Raw genomic sequence first — 18526 nt, 5'->3', positions numbered from 1 at the left:
TTAGAGTACTGAATTATAAATAACTCCGAATCGCACACTCATTTCACACTTGAAACTGCTTTGACTACTGCTGAAGCTTTTTGATCCGCTCTAATGTCTCTTGGTGGTCTTTTGTCTGACCTTGTTTTTGATACAGTTGTGCAGCTTTTTGAAAATACTGTACTGCTGCCTGCTTATCTCCTAATTTGGAATGGGTATTTCCCAGATTGTAGAAAGCATCAGCATCGTTGGGATTAATACGGATTGCCTGGTTGTAATCTTCAATTGCTTTCTGATAGTTTCCAAGATTGTCGTAGGCATTACCACGGTTATTGTAGGGAACACTGAGTGGATCGTATTTAAGCTCGATAGCTTTGTTGTAGTCAGCGATCGCTTTCTCGTATTTACCTTGCTCGTTGTAAGCTAACCCTCGCATGTTATAAGCGTAGGAATCCTTGGGGTTAATTTGGATAGCTTTGTTTAAGTCAGTGATTGCCTGCTCGTACTTACCCAAATTATAGTAAACATTCCCTCGGTTATCGAGAGCATCGACATCATTGGGATTGTGCTGCATATACTGGTTAAAATCCTCAATTGCTCCTTTGTAGTCTTGTATTTCAGCACGGGCATAACCACGTTGGTAATAGGCAAGTATATTATTAGGCTCTAGCTGAAGTGCTTGGTTGAAATCTTCAATCGCTCCTGTGTAGTCTTGTTGATTATATTTATCGAGTCCCCTTTCGTATATTTCCTTTGCTATTATCGTGGTGGGTGTAGAAATATCTGTGGGGTTTGCAGTGGATGTAGGTTCCTTTTCTGGTCGCGGAGGCGTTCTAGGCAGAAAAGTAAGCATGAGAAGCACAACAGTGACAATACCTGCGCCAATGATAATTTTAGGTTTTCTAAAAATTGAAATAATAAAAGTAGTAAAAATTCTTCTAACCCTGATGATTGGTGGCTCAATTCTAGCTACAATCGGGGCTATATCTTCTTCTCTTAGACCCAAAACCTGCCGAAAATGTTTTAACTGGTCACTAGTACTTTGACTGAGAGGAAAATGCTCCCGTTGAATTGCCTCAACTAATGCCTGCTCATATATCCTCAATTTTTCCTTGTATCGTCGGTAAGGTTTAAGAACTTGAGCTTCAATTGCAGCAGTTTCTTCAGGCAGTAATTCCAAAGTATTTGCTAGAGCGTCTAATATTTGGCGAGAAATAATCGAAATATCGCCATATTTGGCACAACGTTCAACTTCTTTTCGATATCTAAGTTTTGGATCGTCTGGATATGGTGTATTAAACAGCAGAATCTTGGGTTCTTGGTTACTTAGCGTGCTAAAATGTTAAGATATTTTTTAATAATGTTTAATAAAATAAATTATGAAACGAATAATGACTCAACTCCTAAATTTGCCTGAAGTATTAGTAGAATCAAGCCTACAAGAGGGTCAAGTCCTAATTCTATCAGTAGGTAAAAAAGCGAAAAGTGCATCGTGCCCACACTGTGGTCAAAACTCAAGACATTTACATCAAAATCAAAAATGTTTAGTGAAAGATTTACCGATGGGGGATTTTGAAGTAATACTGAATGTCAATAGACGAAGATTCAAGTGTAAAAAATGCCGAAAAACATTTAATGAAAAGCTAGATTTTCTAGGAGCAAGAAAGAGGTATACATACCGATATGCGGAATATATTATCAAACAAGTGATTAATAGTAATGTAAGTAATGTGGCAAGAAATAATGGACTAACTAATGAATAAGTCATATCAATGCTTGAAGATGTAGCTAAAAATGTGATGCCAATAGATGTCAAAGATTTAAGAAGATTAGGAATAGATGAAATTAGTTTGGTCAAAGGACAAGGAAAATTTATTGTCGTGCTAGTAGATATAGATTCAGGTAAATTGATAGGTTTAGTAAAAGAAAGAAAACAAATTGAAATCAAAAAAACCATGAGAATGTGGGGAGAAAAAGTTTTGTCACAAATAGAAGAAGTAAGTATTGATATGACAGGCAATTATAAATCTTTAATTGAGAAGATTTGTCCAAACGCCCTTGTAACGGTAGATAGGTTCCATGTTACTAAATTAGTACATGAAGAATTAAATCGAGCTAGGATAGCAGAAAATAAAATAGCATCTGAGTTAAATGCCCCGGAAAGAAAAAAAGTATTTGAAAGTTTAAAAGGAAATAAATTTACAATTCTAAAAGCCGAGAATAAGCTCACCGAAAAGCAAAAAGATAAATTAAATAGAATTAAACAAGCTTCTCCTTTAATAGCTAGAATGCATTCATTAAAAGAAGATTTTCACAATTTATTTGAAGACAATAAAAATGTGGTAACGGGAACGCTAGAATTAATCAATTGGTTAAAAAAAGCTGAACCATATTATCAAAGAAGTGTGCAGACAATTAAACGGTGGTTTGGAGAAATAGTCGGATATTTTGAACGAAGGACTACCAGTGGAGTAGTAGAAGGAATAAATAATAAACTGAAGTTAATAAAGCGAAGTGGATTTGGATTTAGAAACTTTCGTAATTTTGAGATTAGAGCTTTACTTTCTTGGCATTATCCTATCAATTTAGCACGCTAAGTACGCAAGAGCCACAAATTGTTCTGCTGCCTGAATTGCTGCTAATAATTCTTGTCGGCTACTAGCTTTTACTTTCAGTTTTTTACCGTTAGCTTCAACTTCTAGTTCCACGGTGTTGCCTGCAAGACGCTCCCACAAAAACCCCATGAAAGTTTTGAAACTTGTGAAACTCACCTCAGCATTCAGAATACCTATGAGAATGCTTCCAATACTCTTAGCTCCTTCTGGTATTTCTCCAACTTCTACTAAGCTAGCTTGTTCGACACCATCAAATTCTTTGATTTCTCGCAGCAGATTTCGAGTTATCTGATCTAGTCTCTCTTCGTCTGAGTCCGGTTCGTTTAAAGCAATAGTGAGTTTAACAGTGGATTCACTTGTCATGCTGCCCCCTATGTGACCCGTCAATTTTAAAGATTTTTTATGTTGAATAATTTTATACTGGTTGTTTTTAAGTAACGGTTAATTGGTTCTTGCATTGCTTTTATGGTGCGGCATTAAAATTGAAGGTTTATAGGAAATCTCCAAACTTTAAAATCCATTCATAGTAAGGAACGCAGCCTATAATTAAGTTTTATTTTTTATTCGATTCCATAAAATTAAGCCGAAGAGTCGATTAATTTAACCTTGATAATAATCAAGTTATCTAACTGCACCTCAAATAAAACTTTCTAAAGATATACTTTTGGTAAAGATGGTTCTGTGCAATGGCGTAGACGTTGAGCCGAGATCATTGGTGACAACTTAAAAGAATCTATCCCACTAATAATATTTTGTTAATCCAGATGTGGATTGTAGCAAGGTCAATGAATGCGTCAAAGTAAACTTTTTGACGTTCCCATATTCCGACGAGACGGCGGTATTTTCGCTGATACCAAGCAAAACACCGCTCTTGCTGAAATCTAGGAACAGAGATTTTGATTGGTCTTCCTCTGTTTTTCTTGGTTTTCCAAACTCGTTTCGGGATTTGAGGACGAATACCTCGTTTGCGTAAGTCAGCGCGTTTTTGCTTTGAGTCGTAACCTTTGTCAGCAGCCAGCACCTTGATTCGCTTACGTGGTCTACCCCGCCTCAAAGTTTTTAATTTTACCTTGTCAAGCAAAGGTAATACTTGTTCTCTTTCACTACCGTTAGCGGCAGTTGTAGAGTTCGCTAAGGGCATTCCATTACCCTCAGTAAGAGTGTGAATTAGAATACCTTTGCCTTTGCCACCATAAGCAACCTCTTCACCACCACCCTTTCCAGGGGGAAAAAGACCCGTCAACCGCGCCAAACTCCCAATTTATTAGTCCTTTTTCATCTGCGTAGGCGTAGCCCGCCGCAGGCATCGCTAAGACACGCGCTTGTAAATGCTCCAATGTTCCGTCTTCACGCCACCGCTTTAACCATCGATGGGAAGAGCTTTTTGATGCCCATCTATCCCCCTGTGGTAGATCACACCATCGACACCCAGTAATCAAAATATACAGCAGACTATTTAATACATAGCGATACGGGACATGAGGCATTCCTTTGCCACGCTTTTCTGGCTCCTTGGGAAACATATCCTCAAATAACTTCCATTCCAGATCGCTCAATCCTTCAAAACGTCCGGCCATCACACCATACGCTCAACTCTATTGAGAAGTAGATTACCATATTCTTATATTAGTGGGATAGGTTCAAGAATCTCCGCACTTTTAGGGCGGAGAGCGTCAAAAATGGTAGTTTGTAGAGGTTGATTCTTGCAACTGCAATTGACCTAATAAAAAACTCCACGCCACTTGCGGGATGGAGTTTTAGGGCATGGGGCATGGGGCATGGGGCATGGGGCATGGGGCATGGGGCATGGAGAAAAGCGACCAATGCCCTATGCCCTATGCCCAAAGTCGGCGGGCGGCTGTCCCTCTCCACCCACTCTTGGGATGGAGTTTCCCGCCGACTTCCAATAAACCTTCCAATAAACATAGTTGGGCTAATTATTAAATAATTAAATTTATGGAGCCAAAGGTTGAAATTCGCCGTTTATTAGATATAATGCCTGCTTCTAGTCGCATGACCACAAAAATTGTCAGTAAAGCAGAACAGGCGAAGGTAATTGAGGCTTCCTTTCCATTGCCGTGGAATCGAGAGCGACCAATATATATTAATTTCGATCTGTGGGGTCGCTTGACGAAACCACAACGAGACTTGCTGCTATTGCAAACGGTTAGCTGGTTGACGGGGGTGAAGTGGTTTAAACCCGATATCTATCAAGGTGTGGTCGTGGCGGGGCTATTGGGCGGATTAATAGAATCAGCACAGTCGGATATCGTGGGTGTGGCGATCGCCGGGGGATTAAGTGCGATCGCCGCACTTCGCATCTGGCGGAGTAACAAATCTCAAGAGTCAGACTTAAATGCTGATATAGCAGCCATTCGCGTAGCACAGCGGCGCGGTTACTCAGAAGCTGAAGCTGCAGCACATTTGTTATCTGCGATTGAGTCGGTAGCCAAAATAGAAGCACGTTCTGGTTTAAATTTTACCGAGTTGATCCGTTCCCAAAACTTACAGGCGATCGCTGGTTTGTCACCTGTGGGTGTCCCAAAAACTCACAAAAGCATTTAACAATCCCAGTCCCCAGCGATGCACTGAGCTTGCCGAAGTGTCCCCAATCCCCAGTCCCTATTTTCCAGCTAGATGACAGTGATAAATTTTGTATTCATAGCCGTTGATTGCTGGTAAAGATTGAGTGTCAACAACACAGTTTTTCACTTCCTCTGGCTCGGTGGCTTGAAAGTTCACTAACCATAAATCCAGGGGTCGGGGAAAATCTTTTAACGTATTTTGCAAAGTAATGGTGGGAATATTGGGGTCTTCGTCTTGATGCGCCAGGAGAAACAGAGAAAATGGGAATTTTACATTTTGCATTTTCAATTCCCTCCCTATTCCCATCATTTCGCCAATCTGCACATGGGTTTGTTGAGTTGTAGCAATCAGCACTGGTACTTTAGATGTTTGTTGAATTAGTTGCACTAACAGGTCAGGACGGTAGTATTTTTGATAACCCAGATTCGAGATGACCGTAACGGCGCTCACAAATCCCATCAGCCAAATTAGCATCACGGCTTTTTTGCTGGTGATTTTCCATCTTCTGGTTACGTCCTGCGGTAGACGCCAAGAAACTGCGAGACTTGCTCCTAATAAAACTATAACAGCGGGAAAATAAACAAAATTATAGCGGGCGCCCCTTGTGAGATTAATACCAAGAAAGTATGTAAAAACAAAAAATAAGGCGATCGCTGCTACCACTATCCCAGCAAACAACTGAGTCATGGAACGGGTTTCAGGTTGCTGTAGTTGAACTTTGAACCCACGAATCAGAATCGGTATCGCCCAAATCAAGAAAATCAACATTACCAACCCAGAGAGAATCACAACCACTAACTGCGGTGCTTCCACTGGTGGTAAACAAAACATTGTAGTCCAGGCGGCTAAAACTTGAAAAATTGGTTTTAACCAAGTAAATCCTGACAGTGGATGCTGTATCCATTCCGTTAATTTACTACCGTAACGGTTGTGTGAAAATACCGGAATCCAAACCACAAACGTGACAAAACTACCAACAGCAACGGCATAGAGACGATTCCAGGAAGGGTATGAGAGAATGGGTGGAGAATTTTTGCTACTAATGTGAGTTTGAAGTCTCACCAGAAAAACTAAAACCAGGGCTTCGGTACAAATCGTCAGGATGAAGAAGTAGTGAGTAGCAATACCTAAAGCATTAATTCCCACCCAAGAGAGTACAAGCCAAATAGGTAACTGTGTGCGGTTTTCGATGTGACGGACAGCAAATACCAAGCAGGCTAGGGAAGCAATTACCCATAAAATTGCCAAGGTGTAATGACGCGCTTCTTGAGAGAGAAAAATGCCATAGGGTGACACTGCCATCATAGCAGCGGCTAAATGACTAACTAACACAGAGCGAAAGGAAAGCCAACTTAAAGCATAAATAGCTGGAATCGATGCGACACCAAAAAATGCAGCCAGCGATCGCGCCCCCCATAAAGAGACTAAACCCTGTTGTGTCGGAAATAATTGCATCCACCAGTGAGCCAGCACAAAGTATAATGGGGGGTGATTAGTTTCATGACTCAAGTGTGCCCATAACTCTTGGATATCAGCGGTGGGTTGTGGTTGTAGGGGTTGCAAAAGGACATCAGGAGCGATCGCTTGATCTAGGGGTACTGACAAAAAACTATTCCCCAAGCTAAACACCAAGGTAGAAAACTCATCAGTCCAAGGAGGTTTGTCCGTCAAGTTGGCTAGACGTAACCCAATACCGATAATTAACCACAACCACAGCAACCACAGGTGAAGCCAGCGAGACTTTTGGAGAGGAATGGTTAGACTTGACATTTTGAATTTAGAAAATTCCAAATAAAAAACATTCAATCATAACCATTAACCTTTAACACTCAACTGTTATTGTGATTATAAGGAAGGCAGGCCCAAAACCCTTGAGGAACAGGCGCACCGCGCCGTATTCCGTACTTCTCCCTTGGCGTTAGCCTCTCCCTTTGGGAGAAGGGGAGACGCTGCGCGAACAGGCAAGGGATGAAAGCTGCCAGAAGCGGTTTACCGCTCAGTGATGTTCTGATTTTTTGGTTCTGGTAAAGAATCTATCCATTCATCTACAAGACTGCTGATAGTCCTATCTATCTGCGTAGATAGCATTACTAACTTGTAGTAGCGCTTGTCAGTTAGTCGCACATTTAATCTTTTATTTTTCATCTTGCCCCCCGTTGGCGTCACAAATATGTTAGCATAAAGATAATAAATAAAAACAAGGAGGTGATTAAGTTGCTAGTTCTAGAGTACAAAGTTAAAGCTAAAAAACTTCAATATTTAGCAATTGAGTCAGCAATAAAAACTACCCAATTTGTCAGAAACAAGTGTTTAAGATATTGGATGGATGCGCCAAGGGAGGCAAAACTCAACGGGTATTCATTAAACAAATACTCAACAGAACTACGCAACGAATTTCAGTTTGTAGCTAATTTAAACTCAATGGCTGTGCAAGCTTCAGCAGAAAGAGCATGGCTTTCCATATCGAGATTCTACGAGAATTGTAAAAAGAAGGTATCTGGCAAGAAAGGATATCCACAATTCCAGCATGATAACCGTTCAGTAGAATACAAAACCTCTGGATGGAAGTTAAACCCGGTTAAACGACGCATCACCATTACCGATAAAAAGGGAATTGGTGAGTTGAAATTGTTGGGTAAATGGGATATCCAAACCTACCCTGTCAAGTCAATTAAGCGCGTTAGATTAATACGCCGTGCTGATGGCTATTACTGTCAATTTTGTATTGATGTTGAAGCTGCAGATATTCAACCATCGACAGGTAATGAGGTTGGCTTAGACGTAGGGTTAGAGAGCTTTTACACTGACTCAAACGGGCATCAAGAACCGAATCCAAAGTTCTTAAAAAAAGCCGAGAAAGCAGTTAAACACTCTCAAAGGCGTATTTACAAAAAGAAAAAAGGTTCATCAGGACGTAAAAAAGCTAGAGCTATATTTGCCAGAAAACATTTAAGAATAAGTAGGCAACGGAATGAACACGCTAAAAGAATGGCGCGTAACGTGTGCAAGTCTAACGACTTAGTAGCCTATGAAAACCTTCAAGTGCGTAATCTACTCAAAAACCATTGTTTAGCTAAGTCAATTAGTGATGTTAGCTGGTCAATATTTAGACAATGGATTGAATATTTTGCTGGTAAATTTGGACGGCTAGCGGTTGCTGTACCACCTCATTACACCTCACAAAAATGTTCAAGCTGTGGTGTAATTGTGAAAAAATCTCTATCAACTCGCACCCATGTTTGTAGTTGTGGATGTAGTTTGCATAGGGATGAAAACGCGGCAATTAATATTTTAAATCTTGTCTCCGACACGCTCCGCGATGCAAAACAAGCTAGGGACGGGCAGTCCCGAAGTAACGCTAATGGACTAGATGCCCTCTACTCTTTCTGGCGAAAGCCTGACTGAGCAAGTAACTAGGAAGAAATTAGAATCCCCGTACCTTTAGGTCGGGGAGTGTCAATTAACATCAGTTACGCGCCAACTCAGTTTCAAATTAACTGAAAAATTCCAGATAGTAGCAATTGCGATCGCAATCAGGTTAGCAATGTACTGATTATATCTCAGGAAATTGAATAAGAGATTCAACACCAGCACATTTAACCCCAATCCCGCAAGACAAATAATATTAAATTTCAAAAAGCGCTTCACACGATGACGCCATTCTTGCTGCTTCATGGTGACATCCGCAAAAGTCCAAGCATCATTCCACAAGAAATTATTGAAAATAGCAATTTCCCCAGCGATAATTTTGCTGCGAGTCAGGGGTAAAGCCAAGGTTGTCGGATCACTGAGCAAGTAAAGTATCACCATATCCACAAATACCCCACTCAGACCCACCAAACCAAAGCGGAGGAATCGACCGACGGGGAACTTCCCTAAAAAACCTGTGGAAAGACGCAACCGCAATAAGTGGTGTATATATTCCACATATTGCTTCCATGTCACCTTACTTTCACCCTGTTTACGCTCACAGAAAACATAACCAACTTCAGCGATTTCCCGCACCTTACCGCGTCCGATGATCTCTAAGAGAATTTTATATCCTACTGGATTGAGTATTGCATCGGCGATCGCACTCCGACGCACCATAAAATAACCACTCATCGGGTCAGTCACTCTCCCCAGTACCCCTGGTAAAATCATCAATCCCAAAACCTGGGCGCCACGGGACAAAATCCGCCTGACAATACTCCAACTACTAACACCACCGCCTTCCACATGACGGCTGGCTACAGCCAAATCTGCTCCCTGTATCATCTCACGCAACAGTTGCGTCAACACCTCTGGGGGATGTTGCAAATCCCCATCGATTACCCCTAAAATACTTCCCTTGGCTACTTGCCAGCCCCTAATCACCGCTGAGGACAATCCCCGTTCCTGTTGGCGTCGCATCACCCCTAACTGCGGGTATTCTTCGATGAGCGATTGTGCTACTTCCCAAGTACGGTCTGGACTATCATCATCTACTACAATCAATTCATAGTCCCCTGGAATCGACTCATCAAGTAACTGGCTCAATATCCTGACAACCTTCTCAATATTCTCACGCTCTTTGTAAGTAGGAATTACTAAAGAAAGAAGAATGCCAGCACCAATATCCACACTACTAGGAGACAATGCAGGAATTTGTAAAATGCCGGTAGGTTCTAATAACAAGGAATTAGGGTAACTGTTACTCATGGAGTCAAATAAATACAATTGGTGAAAGAATATATGGCAATCTTCAAGATTTAATATAGCGGCTTTTAGAGAATAAGTTACATATTTATCTGCGGCAATTCGCAGTTAATTAATCCTTCTTTTCAGCTAATAGCAAACCGCTATACATTAATTTTGCATTGGTTGGATTGATTTTATATTGGAGTTTTCATTATCTATAACATAATTACGAATTACTATGAGACTGCGTATAGAGTCTGATGGTAAAGTTATCTAGAGACATAGTACCCGAAAGCTTTTCAGTTTTTATTAGCTGAAACTGCGATGATAAAACTTGTTGAATTTTCTGTCTTTCCCTTTCTTTTGCCGCTTCTGTATCTAAAATAGACCAAACAGGATCGCTACTATCTAACCAGAGTAGGATTTACTAGAAAAGTATCTTGTTGTGAACAAGTTATAGCAAAACTCGAAAAACCCTCACAGAGGATAAGTAATTTTGGTTACATAATTAGATTTTATCAGCCGTGAATTATTCATAATCTTGCTAAAAATTCTGTATATAATTTGTTACTCTATTTGACTATTACAAAACATACTAAAACCAATAATTTAACCAAAAAAATATATATTTCGGATCATGTCTGAATTAATGAACAGATAAAGAAAATGCCAAGCTAGTAAGCGAAAATCTTTGGTAATCCAAGTTACCCAGATAATATGCAAGATATATATCAAGGTACATTCCAATACTGTGTAGATTTTGAGCAGGGAAACAAATTTATAGCTTAAAAGATTACCAATTAAGCTTTGTAGGGGCGCAAGGCCTTGCGCTCCTACTTTAGCTATGAGCAATAAATTGGGTAAAACCTACGCAGTATTAAGGCATATTCCACGCAATAGCAAATAAATACAAAAGTCAAGTAAGTATTCTAATATCTCAACTTAAATTAAATTTTGCTGCATGTTGCTTTTTTACAAAAAGTTCTGATAAAAAAATAAATAAAACCCAGGAAACAATCCCTAATCAACCATTTTTATTTTTTCAAAAAAAATAGAAATGTGATGAATTAAATCTGGTATACAATACTGATTTAATGGTAGTTATTTAACATTCCCAGCTTAAACTAATTTGATTAATAATAGCTAGGTAAAATATACTTATTTTGAAAAAAAAACAACAGATAAGCTGAAAACAGATTTTGGTAAAATCAGCAACATGCTGTTATGCGAGTACTAAGTAATCAAGCTGATTCCACATAATAAATTATTAAAGATAGCCACCCACGGATCGGGAATTTTGTCAGTAGCAAGGGTGAGGTCTTTGTATACGCGCAGTTTCCTGTTATTTATTGATCATAATTGAGTTATAAAAAATATCAGTAGTGACTGTTAACAGTCAACCAAATTATTTATGACTGCTATAGTACAGTTTCCTGCCAAAATAATAGAAGTAACTTGGTTGTCACTAATGCCCTGTGAAGCTTAAAACTGTTGATGCAATTCTGAACCGTGCCCTGATGGGGTATGATATATCGCCCGCAGAGGGAGTGGTATTGTTAAAACAAACAGACCCAGAGGCGATCGCCGCCATTCGCGCCACAGCTGACAAACTCCGCTATACTCAAGCAGGCGATACCGTCACTTACGTAATTAACCGCAATATTAACTTTACTAACATTTGTGAGCAGCACTGTAGTTTTTGTGCATTCCGTCGAGATGATGGAGATGCCGGGGCTTACTGGTTAGATTGGGCACAAATTTTAGAAAAGACTACAGATGCAGTGGGGCGCGGTGCAACGGAAATATGTATGCAGGGGGGATTGAATCCACAAGCACAGATCAACGGTAAATCTTTGGCTTATTACTTGAAGCTAGTAGAAACCATCAAACAGGAATTTCCCCACATCCACTTACACGCATTTTCACCCCAGGAAGTGCAATTTATCGCCAGAATTGACGGACTTGAGTATACTGATGTAATTGGTGCTTTGCGAGATGCTGGGGTGGGTTCAATGCCAGGAACAGCAGCCGAAGTATTGAATGATGCGGTAAGACGGATACTATGTCCAGAAAAAATTGACACAGCTACTTGGCTAGAAATTGTCAGTACAGCCCATAAATTAGGCTTGCATAGCACTAGCACCATGCTATCTGGGCATATTGAAACACCAGAACAGCAAATAGAGCATTTAGAAAAATTGCGATCGCTCCAACAAACCGCCGTAAATCAAGGTTATCCAGCGAGAATCACTGAATTTATTTTATTACCATTCGTCGCACAAGAAGCGCCTAAACCCTTACGTCGTCGTGTCGGAAATGAACAACCAATTTTGACAGATGCGCTGTTAATCGGCGCTGTAGCGCGGATTTTTCTAGGAAATTGGATACCCAACCATCAGCCCAGTTGGGTCAAACTAGGACTAGCGGGAGCAACAGAAGCCTTAGTCTGGGGTTGTAACGATATTGGTGGCACCTTAATGGAAGAACATATATCGACAATGGCTGGAGCTAATGGTGGTACCTGTATGGAAGTAGAAACCCTACAAACTGCGATCGCCTCCCTAGGAAGACCTTACCAACAAAGGAATACTCTTTATCAATTGACGGTTGACTCCTAACTCGTCACTCTCATGATCCCCAGGATACCAATCCAGGATAGGATGGACGTTGATTTATAGGTTGTTTTAGAAATGCTTATGAAACGTTATTGGTCGCGTCTGCTTGCCCTGGTTTTAGTTGTAACCCTTGGTCTGATGGGTTGTTCTGGCAGTCCAGATAGTTTGACAGGGGATTATCGTCAAGACACTTTGACTGTAATCACCAGCATGAGAAATGCTCTTAATTTATCACAAGATTCGCCAAACAAAGCTGAAATTCAAGCAGACGTGCGTCAAAAAATTAATGACTTTTCAGCTCGCTACCAGCGGGGTAACTCTGTTTCCACTCTTAGTTCCTTTACAACCATACGCACAGCCCTCAATTCTCTAGCGGGACATTATACTTCCTATCCTAATCGTCCCGTACCAGAAAAACTCAAAACTCGTCTAGAAAAAGAGTTACAACAGGTAGAGACAGCGCTGAAACGTGGTGCTTAACTGACGACTTGATAAAATTGAAGTGATAAGTTGTAGCGCATCTCATTTGCACATTAATTACTCAAGGCTGTCAAAAGTCCCAAGTCTAGATTCACCTTAATTTTTAACTTTTGACTCTTGACAAACCTCATGAGTAACTATGTAATTTAAAAGCGTGAAAGCTTATCGCTTCAAAAAAATATTTTTTAACTAACTAGGAGTATTTAAGATGCCTTGGTGGTCTAGAAGTACTGCAAATGAAATGGGTGATTACTTACCCGATGATCAAGCAACTTTGCAGGAAGAACAGATTCGTGTTCAGGGTAAAAACGAGCAAGAGGCTAGGGAAAAATGCAGGGAAGAAGCTTCGCAGTATGACGCAGTTGAATCAGACGTGGAGCCAACAAAAGACGATAATACCTGGAATTGTAAATTTAAATTCTGGGGCTAGTCGCGATGAACGAGATCGTAAAAAATGCTTGGTCGGGAGATCCTCCCAGGGTGAAAGCAATTTCACAGCCGCTACCTAACGCACCATATCTATCTTTGTCTGGGGGAGGATGTGGTGATATCTCTCTTGATAGCTACATCAAGGACTTAGAAAAGGACGTTAGAAGCCAGTCCGGCAAATATTTCGCTTATGTAAGAAATAGCGACGGAGACGAAGCAGACACATTCACCCTGCGAACATGGGAAGTTTACACATCCCCAGAGTCCTGTTATGAAGCGTTGGTAATTCTTTACTATGCACCCCTAAATGAGTATCTGTGTCTGAAAAAGCATAAAGGGGAGGCCACAGCCCAAGAATACCTGGACAAAATTAAGGCTAGAGAGACAGCGATCGCTGCTTTAGCCGATGTTTTGTCATAAAATTAACACTACGTTTTCTGCGATATCTCTCATGGTATCGCATTTTGTATAGCGTTTAGATGGCGAATGAATTCGTCTAGACGCTTATCCCCATGTCTGAATGCGACGCAATATCATTGATTTTCGGTCATTGACTATCAAGCCAACTAGCAGTAAATTGGGCTAGAGCATGAGTATCTTCTAGAACTTAATTATGGGAAACTCACTGAATTTAGTTTTGTCGTTAGCAGTCAGTTAGACGATGTTAACCTGTGGACTAGTTGATAATTTTTTCCGACTTCTATATTTATTTTCGACTGACCAATGTAGAATACTTTAACAGACCAATCCTACTAACAAAACCCCGTCCTTAAGGACGAGGCTTGATATGAAAGCTAGGTATCAGTACAGATTCTATCCAGCAGAGCAACAACGGCAGAATTTAGCCCAGTTGTTTGGGTGTGTTCGGGTTGTTTGGAATGATGCTTTAGCGTTCTGTAAGCAATCTGAAAAACTGCCAGGATATAATAAACTCTCGGCAATGCTTACCCAATCTAAAAAGACTGATGAAAGAAAATGGCTATCTGATGTTGCTTCAGTACCATTGCAACAGTCTCTTAGACATTTAGATACTGCTTACAAAAACTTTTTCAATTCTCTTAAAGGTAAGCGAAAAGGGAAAAAGGTTGGTACGCCTAGATTCAAGAAGAAAACTAACTCACAATCAGCAGAATTTACCAAAGCAGGTTTTTCTGTGAAAGATGGAGAAGTTTATTTAGCTAAAATTGGGACAATTAAACCAATATGGTCAAGAGATTTACCTTCTGAACCTAGCTCAGTCACAGTAATTAAAGATTGTGCCAATCGCTATTTTCTTAGCTTTGTAGTAGAAGTTGAACCCAATGTTACTACTGCTAAAAACCAAAGCATAGGTATTGACTTAGGTATAAAAACTTTTGCTGTAATGAGTAATGGTGAAAAAGCTTTAAGCCCTAGCTACTCAAAGCATGACCGCAAGATTCGTAAATTGCAGCGAAAATTAGCACGTCAGCAAAAAGACTCAAAAAGGAGAAATAGAACTCGCATAAGGATAGCTAAACTACACAACCGCATGGATGATACTAGAAAAGACTTTTTACATAAGCTATCAACCAAAATAGTTAACGACAACCAAGTAATTGTTTTGGAAGATTTAAACGTATCAGGAATGGTCAAAAATCGTCAGCTATCTAGGGTAATTAGTTTGCAGGGATGGCGAGAATTTAGAAACCAATGCGCCGCTAAATCGCAAAAGTTTAACCGTGATTTTCGCGTAATAGATAGGTGGCAACCTACTAGCCAAGTATGCTCATGCTGTGGTTTTCGTTGGGGTAAAATTGACCTTTCTGTGCGCTCAATTCTTTGTTTAAGTTGCGGTACTGAGCAGGAAAGGGATGAAAACGCATCTAGAAATATAGAAATGGTCGGCATGGGGCATCGGCACGACCTAAAATGGACGGGGAGCGACTGTCAGACTACTTCGGTAGCTAGTTGCTGTGAGCCGTCAAGAATCACTGCCCTTCAAGCGGAGTGAGTATGTCAACAAGTATGTCTATCCGTCCCTTTAACGTTGCCAAACCAATTTTATTTTACCGACGCATATTTGCTGTCATTTTTAGTAGTATTTTATTGATTCCCAACTTTGGTAGCCAACCAGCAGGGGCGCAAGTAACAGAATATTGCCAGTTATCACCAGCAGCAGCGCAAAGAAAAGAAAAGTTACGCTTGTTAGCACTACAAGGTGAAAAAGATGCTCAGATCCTCTACCAGCAACTGTTAAAAAAACACGCGCAAGAAGTACAAGAATGCCGTAATCGTACTTGGCCACAAACTCAAGCTATTTGGTTACGCTTGTATCCCTGTGACGTTCAACCCGGAGCAATTGACCAAATTATGGATCGAATTGTCAACCGTGGCTATAACCAAGTTTATTTAGAAGTATTTTATAGTGGGCAGGTACTATTGCCTAATGGAGCTAATCCCACGGTTTGGCCGGCGGTGATTCGCAGCCGAGGTAGTGGAAAATTTGATATGCTGGCAGCAGCGATTCAAAAAGGGCGAGAACGGGGTTTAAAGGTCTACGCCTGGATGTTTACTACAAATTTCGGCTATAGCTACGCCCTGCGTCGAGATCGAGAAGGGGCGATCGCCCGGAATGGCAAGGGACAAACAAGCTTATATGTTGTAGATAATGGCAACCAAGTATTTATTGACCCCTATAACCTACAAGCCAAACGCGACTACTACCAAATGGTACAAGAAGTCGTGCGTCGTCGCCCGGATGGGTTACTATTTGACTATGTGCGCTATCCAAGACAAGCCGGAAGTGATTCCATCGCCACCAAAGTTACAGATTTATGGCTATTTAGTGACGCCACCCAATCAGCTTTATTCCAACGCGCACGCAATAACAAAGGCTTAGACTTGATTCGCCGCTTTTTGAGCAAAGGATACGTCACCACAGGAGATATAGAGGAAGTCGATCTACTTTATCCTCTTGAAGTTGAACCCCTTTGGCAAGGTCGGACACCACAACCAGGACAAAAATCCATCTTGAGTGCTATTGACAAACAACCACTTTTGCAATTGGAATTGTGGCAACTTTCCGTAGCCCATGCAATGCAAGGTATCTTAGATTTTGTCAACTTGGCCAGTTACCCAGCACAGCAGCAAGGTATTCCCGCCGGAGTGGTGTTTTTCCCTGAAGGAAACCAAACTGTAGGACAAGGGTATGATTCGCGCTTACAACCTTGGGATCGATTCCCTAGTTCCCTAGAATGGCATCCGATGTCTTATGGCAATTGTGGTAACGTTAGTTGTATTGTAGCGCAAGTACAGCGGGTTTTGAGCATGGCAAAACCGGGTACACAGGTGATTCCAGCTTTAGCCGGCAAATGGGGAGAATCAGTCAGTAATCGTCCCCCACTAGAAGTACAAATGCAAGCACTGCAGCAATTTGCTCCCCAACTCAAAGGAGTCAGCCATTTTGCCTATTCTTGGCAAGAACCAGGAGATGATAGCGATCGCAAATTCTGTCGCCCTCAATAGACTGGGGACTGGGGACTGGGGACTGGGGACACTTCGGCAAGCTCAGTGCATCGCTGGGGACTGGGGACTGGGGACTGGGGACACTTCGGCAAGCTCAGTGCATCGCTGGGGACTGGGGACTGGGGACTGGGGACACTTCGGCAAGCTCAGTGCATCGCTGGGGACTGGGGACTGGGGACTGGGGACTGGGCTTCGGCTTAAGGGACTTCCAAAGAACAAATTACTCAAAAAAATCAAAAATTAAGATAATAAAGTTAATAGGACTTACGCACTGTACAAATTAATCATTGTGTGCATTTATCAAAATCCTGACTTTCAGGCTTTGATTAATCATTACGTTGATGGTAAATAGATCCACGCTATGCAGGGTTTAGCATTGCTAAACCCCTACTTTCGATGTGTTTCTCCAGCATATTTGGTGTTTACTGTCAATGCGTAAGTCCTAGTTAAATAGCAATGATAATGATTATGAGGCGACAATCGGCTTGCTTGCAGTTTAGTGTCCCGATGTTTGGGGATGGGGTTTTACGCGCTATAAATAAAAATAATATTATTAATAGCAATCTGGCGAATCATCATATTTGTTACACAGTAAACAAGACTTTTGCCGATGATTACTCTATATTAAATAAAGCATTTCTCAATAAACCTTGTATAGATAATGACGAGTAGGACGGTCATATATTCCTTGAGGAATTTTGACTTACGTCTTTACTCGTTTTTTTTTGCACCCTATTCGCCAGCAGCGTCATGTCAGGGTAGTTCACTGTGCAATAACCCCGGTTTGTTGAAGAAACCGAGGTGCTGGGTTTATGTTAGATACGAATTAAAAGTTTATAAATCCCGGATCATTTCTTCTAATTGTATGTGGTGGCTTCCTTCTTCTTCAATCATGTTCCGAGCAAACTCTTCTAGCTTATCGTTGGTATTCTTAGCATTTAATAACAATTGTTTATAAAGTTCCAGAGCTTTTTTTTCATGAGCTAGACTTCCTATCAAAACATCTTTGACCGAGTATTTTTCACTATCTTCAATTAAAGCAATACGAGGTCTAGGGTATCCATCTAAACTAGTGAGCATTTCTCCCACTTTTTGAGCATGATTGAGTGACTCACTTGCTTGCTCTTTGAGAAAATCCACAATCAAAGTGTTGTAGGAACTATTTACTACCAAAGAATAGTGAGTGTAGCGGACTACTCCTGCTAATTCAAATTCCATGATGGTTTGCAGCAGGTTAAGAGTAATGTTGTGGTTAGATTCTTTCATCAGTGGGTTGTTTCAAGATTTTAGTTTAGTTGTCCAGCATTGTCGCTTCGTAACCAAGAATTACTCACATCAAGTTTTGTCTTTGAATCTTTTGCACAATCCAAATACTAAGACTATCTACTGGAGGTAATCTTGGCTTTTGCAACTTCCTGAGATTGCACCCATTTATCTGTTTCGATGACAATAAAGTAGGAGGAACTTCCATATCGCTTTTTTTGCCCCTTTTAGGGACTTCCAATTGAAAAATATCCCATCTCCAGGGCGCAAGGCGTTGAGGGCGCAAGGCCTTGCGCCCCTACAAATATACAAATAATTTGGGATAATTTATTTTTTGGAACTCCCTTGAGAGGAATTTAAGGAAATATGCAAGAAATTAAGGTATTGGAAGAGACTCTTCAAACATCCTCTCAA

The 18526-nt window shown here is 40.8% G+C and carries 19 protein-coding genes; 11 read left to right on the top strand and 8 right to left on the bottom strand.

Translation table 11 applies throughout. From position 1 onward, the window contains the following. Window positions 1-64: 64 nt before the first annotated feature. Window positions 65-1159, bottom strand: coding sequence for a tetratricopeptide repeat protein (locus tag HEQ19_25575; GenBank protein WYM02355.1), 1095 nt, complete (start codon window positions 1157-1159; stop codon window positions 65-67). Window positions 1160-1370: 211 nt separating this feature from the next. On the opposite strand from HEQ19_25575, the gene HEQ19_31340 reads away from it, so the two are divergent. Together HEQ19_31340 and HEQ19_25570 are read left to right on the top strand one after the other, a co-directional pair. Beyond that, the gene (locus tag HEQ19_31340) at window positions 1371-1742 is read left to right on the top strand and encodes a transposase family protein (GenBank protein WZI67016.1); all 372 of its coding nucleotides are present in this window, start codon (window positions 1371-1373) and stop codon (window positions 1740-1742) included. A 9-nt stretch (window positions 1743-1751) separates the two neighbouring features. Further along, window positions 1752-2576, top strand: a complete 825-nt coding sequence (locus HEQ19_25570; protein ID WZI67015.1) for an ISL3 family transposase — start codon at window positions 1752-1754, stop codon at window positions 2574-2576. On the opposite strand, the gene HEQ19_25565 is transcribed toward HEQ19_25570, so the two are convergent. The 3 genes from HEQ19_25565 to HEQ19_25555 all read right to left on the bottom strand — a co-directional run bounded on the left by HEQ19_25565 (window position 2565) and on the right by HEQ19_25555 (window position 4171). Beyond that, on the bottom strand, window positions 2565-2957 hold the full coding sequence (locus tag HEQ19_25565; GenBank protein ID WYM02354.1) for a hypothetical protein: 393 nt from the start codon (window positions 2955-2957) through the stop codon (window positions 2565-2567). The two genes, HEQ19_25570 and HEQ19_25565, sit on opposite strands and share 12 nt — an antisense overlap. A gap of 370 nt (window positions 2958-3327) precedes the next feature. After that, window positions 3328-3837 carry a transposase gene (locus tag HEQ19_25560; GenBank protein ID WYM02353.2) on the bottom strand — a complete coding sequence of 170 codons (510 nt, stop codon included), beginning with the start codon at window positions 3835-3837 and terminating at the stop codon, window positions 3328-3330. Next, window positions 3800-4171 carry a transposase gene (locus HEQ19_25555; GenBank protein ID WYM02352.1) on the bottom strand — a complete coding sequence of 124 codons (372 nt, stop codon included), beginning with the start codon at window positions 4169-4171 and terminating at the stop codon, window positions 3800-3802. Before HEQ19_25555 ends, HEQ19_25560 begins: the two co-directional genes overlap by 38 nt. Before the next feature lie 379 nt (window positions 4172-4550). Here HEQ19_25555 and HEQ19_25550 point away from each other — a divergent pair, with 379 nt between their 5' ends. Then, the gene (locus tag HEQ19_25550) at window positions 4551-5159 is read left to right on the top strand and encodes a DUF3318 domain-containing protein (GenBank protein WYM02351.1); all 609 of its coding nucleotides are present in this window, start codon (window positions 4551-4553) and stop codon (window positions 5157-5159) included. 57 nt (window positions 5160-5216) lie between these two features. Here the strand turns inward: HEQ19_25550 and HEQ19_25545 are convergent, their stop codons facing one another. After that, on the bottom strand, window positions 5217-6950 hold the full coding sequence (locus tag HEQ19_25545; GenBank protein ID WYM02350.1) for a glycosyltransferase: 1734 nt from the start codon (window positions 6948-6950) through the stop codon (window positions 5217-5219). Between the two features lie 219 nt (window positions 6951-7169). Further along, window positions 7170-7325 carry a hypothetical protein gene (locus HEQ19_25540; protein WYM02349.1) on the bottom strand — a complete coding sequence of 52 codons (156 nt, stop codon included), beginning with the start codon at window positions 7323-7325 and terminating at the stop codon, window positions 7170-7172. A 60-nt stretch (window positions 7326-7385) separates the two neighbouring features. Between HEQ19_25540 and HEQ19_25535 the strand changes: the two genes are divergently transcribed. Continuing rightward, complete coding sequence (locus HEQ19_25535; protein ID WYM03616.2) at window positions 7386-8585, top strand: transposase; 1200 nt, start codon at window positions 7386-7388, stop codon at window positions 8583-8585. A 51-nt stretch (window positions 8586-8636) separates the two neighbouring features. Here HEQ19_25535 and HEQ19_25530 read toward each other — a convergent pair whose 3' ends face one another. Further along, the gene (locus tag HEQ19_25530) at window positions 8637-9860 is read right to left on the bottom strand and encodes a glycosyltransferase (protein ID WYM02348.1); all 1224 of its coding nucleotides are present in this window, start codon (window positions 9858-9860) and stop codon (window positions 8637-8639) included. A 1454-nt stretch (window positions 9861-11314) separates the two neighbouring features. On the opposite strand from HEQ19_25530, the gene cofH reads away from it, so the two are divergent. From cofH to HEQ19_25495, 7 genes are all read left to right on the top strand, one after another. Next, a complete protein-coding gene (gene cofH / locus HEQ19_25525; protein ID WYM02347.1) occupies window positions 11315-12457 on the top strand; it encodes a 7,8-didemethyl-8-hydroxy-5-deazariboflavin synthase subunit CofH in 1143 nt (380 codons plus the stop codon). Window positions 12458-12535: 78 nt separating this feature from the next. Then, window positions 12536-12934, top strand: coding sequence for a photosystem II protein Psb27 (gene psb27, locus HEQ19_25520; GenBank protein WYM02346.1), 399 nt, complete (start codon window positions 12536-12538; stop codon window positions 12932-12934). A 208-nt stretch (window positions 12935-13142) separates the two neighbouring features. Next, a complete protein-coding gene (locus HEQ19_25515) occupies window positions 13143-13364 on the top strand; it encodes a hypothetical protein (protein WYM02345.1) in 222 nt (73 codons plus the stop codon). 5 nt (window positions 13365-13369) lie between these two features. Then, window positions 13370-13783: a hypothetical protein gene (locus HEQ19_25510; GenBank protein WYM02344.1), complete on the top strand. Its 414-nt coding sequence runs from the start codon at window positions 13370-13372 to the stop codon at window positions 13781-13783. Between the two features lie 367 nt (window positions 13784-14150). Next, window positions 14151-15335 (top strand): transposase, encoded by a 1185-nt coding sequence (locus HEQ19_25505; GenBank protein ID WYM02343.1) that lies wholly within the window; start codon window positions 14151-14153, stop codon window positions 15333-15335. 14 nt (window positions 15336-15349) lie between these two features. Beyond that, window positions 15350-16849: a family 10 glycosylhydrolase gene (locus HEQ19_25500; protein WYM03615.1), complete on the top strand. Its 1500-nt coding sequence runs from the start codon at window positions 15350-15352 to the stop codon at window positions 16847-16849. Next, window positions 16815-17093 carry a hypothetical protein gene (locus HEQ19_25495; protein WYM02342.1) on the top strand — a complete coding sequence of 93 codons (279 nt, stop codon included), beginning with the start codon at window positions 16815-16817 and terminating at the stop codon, window positions 17091-17093. The genes HEQ19_25500 and HEQ19_25495 overlap by 35 nt, the downstream gene beginning before the upstream one ends. 590 nt (window positions 17094-17683) lie before the next feature. Here the strand turns inward: HEQ19_25495 and HEQ19_25490 are convergent. Continuing rightward, the gene (locus HEQ19_25490; protein ID WYM02341.1) at window positions 17684-18115 is read right to left on the bottom strand and encodes a ferritin-like domain-containing protein; all 432 of its coding nucleotides are present in this window, start codon (window positions 18113-18115) and stop codon (window positions 17684-17686) included. Window positions 18116-18526: the final 411 nt, after the last annotated feature.

The organism is Gloeotrichia echinulata CP02 (assembly GCA_038087035.1).
In the GTDB taxonomy this organism is placed as follows: Bacteria; Cyanobacteriota; Cyanobacteriia; order Cyanobacteriales; family Nostocaceae; genus Gloeotrichia; species Gloeotrichia echinulata.
This window is presented reverse-complemented; position numbering and strand designations above follow the sequence as displayed.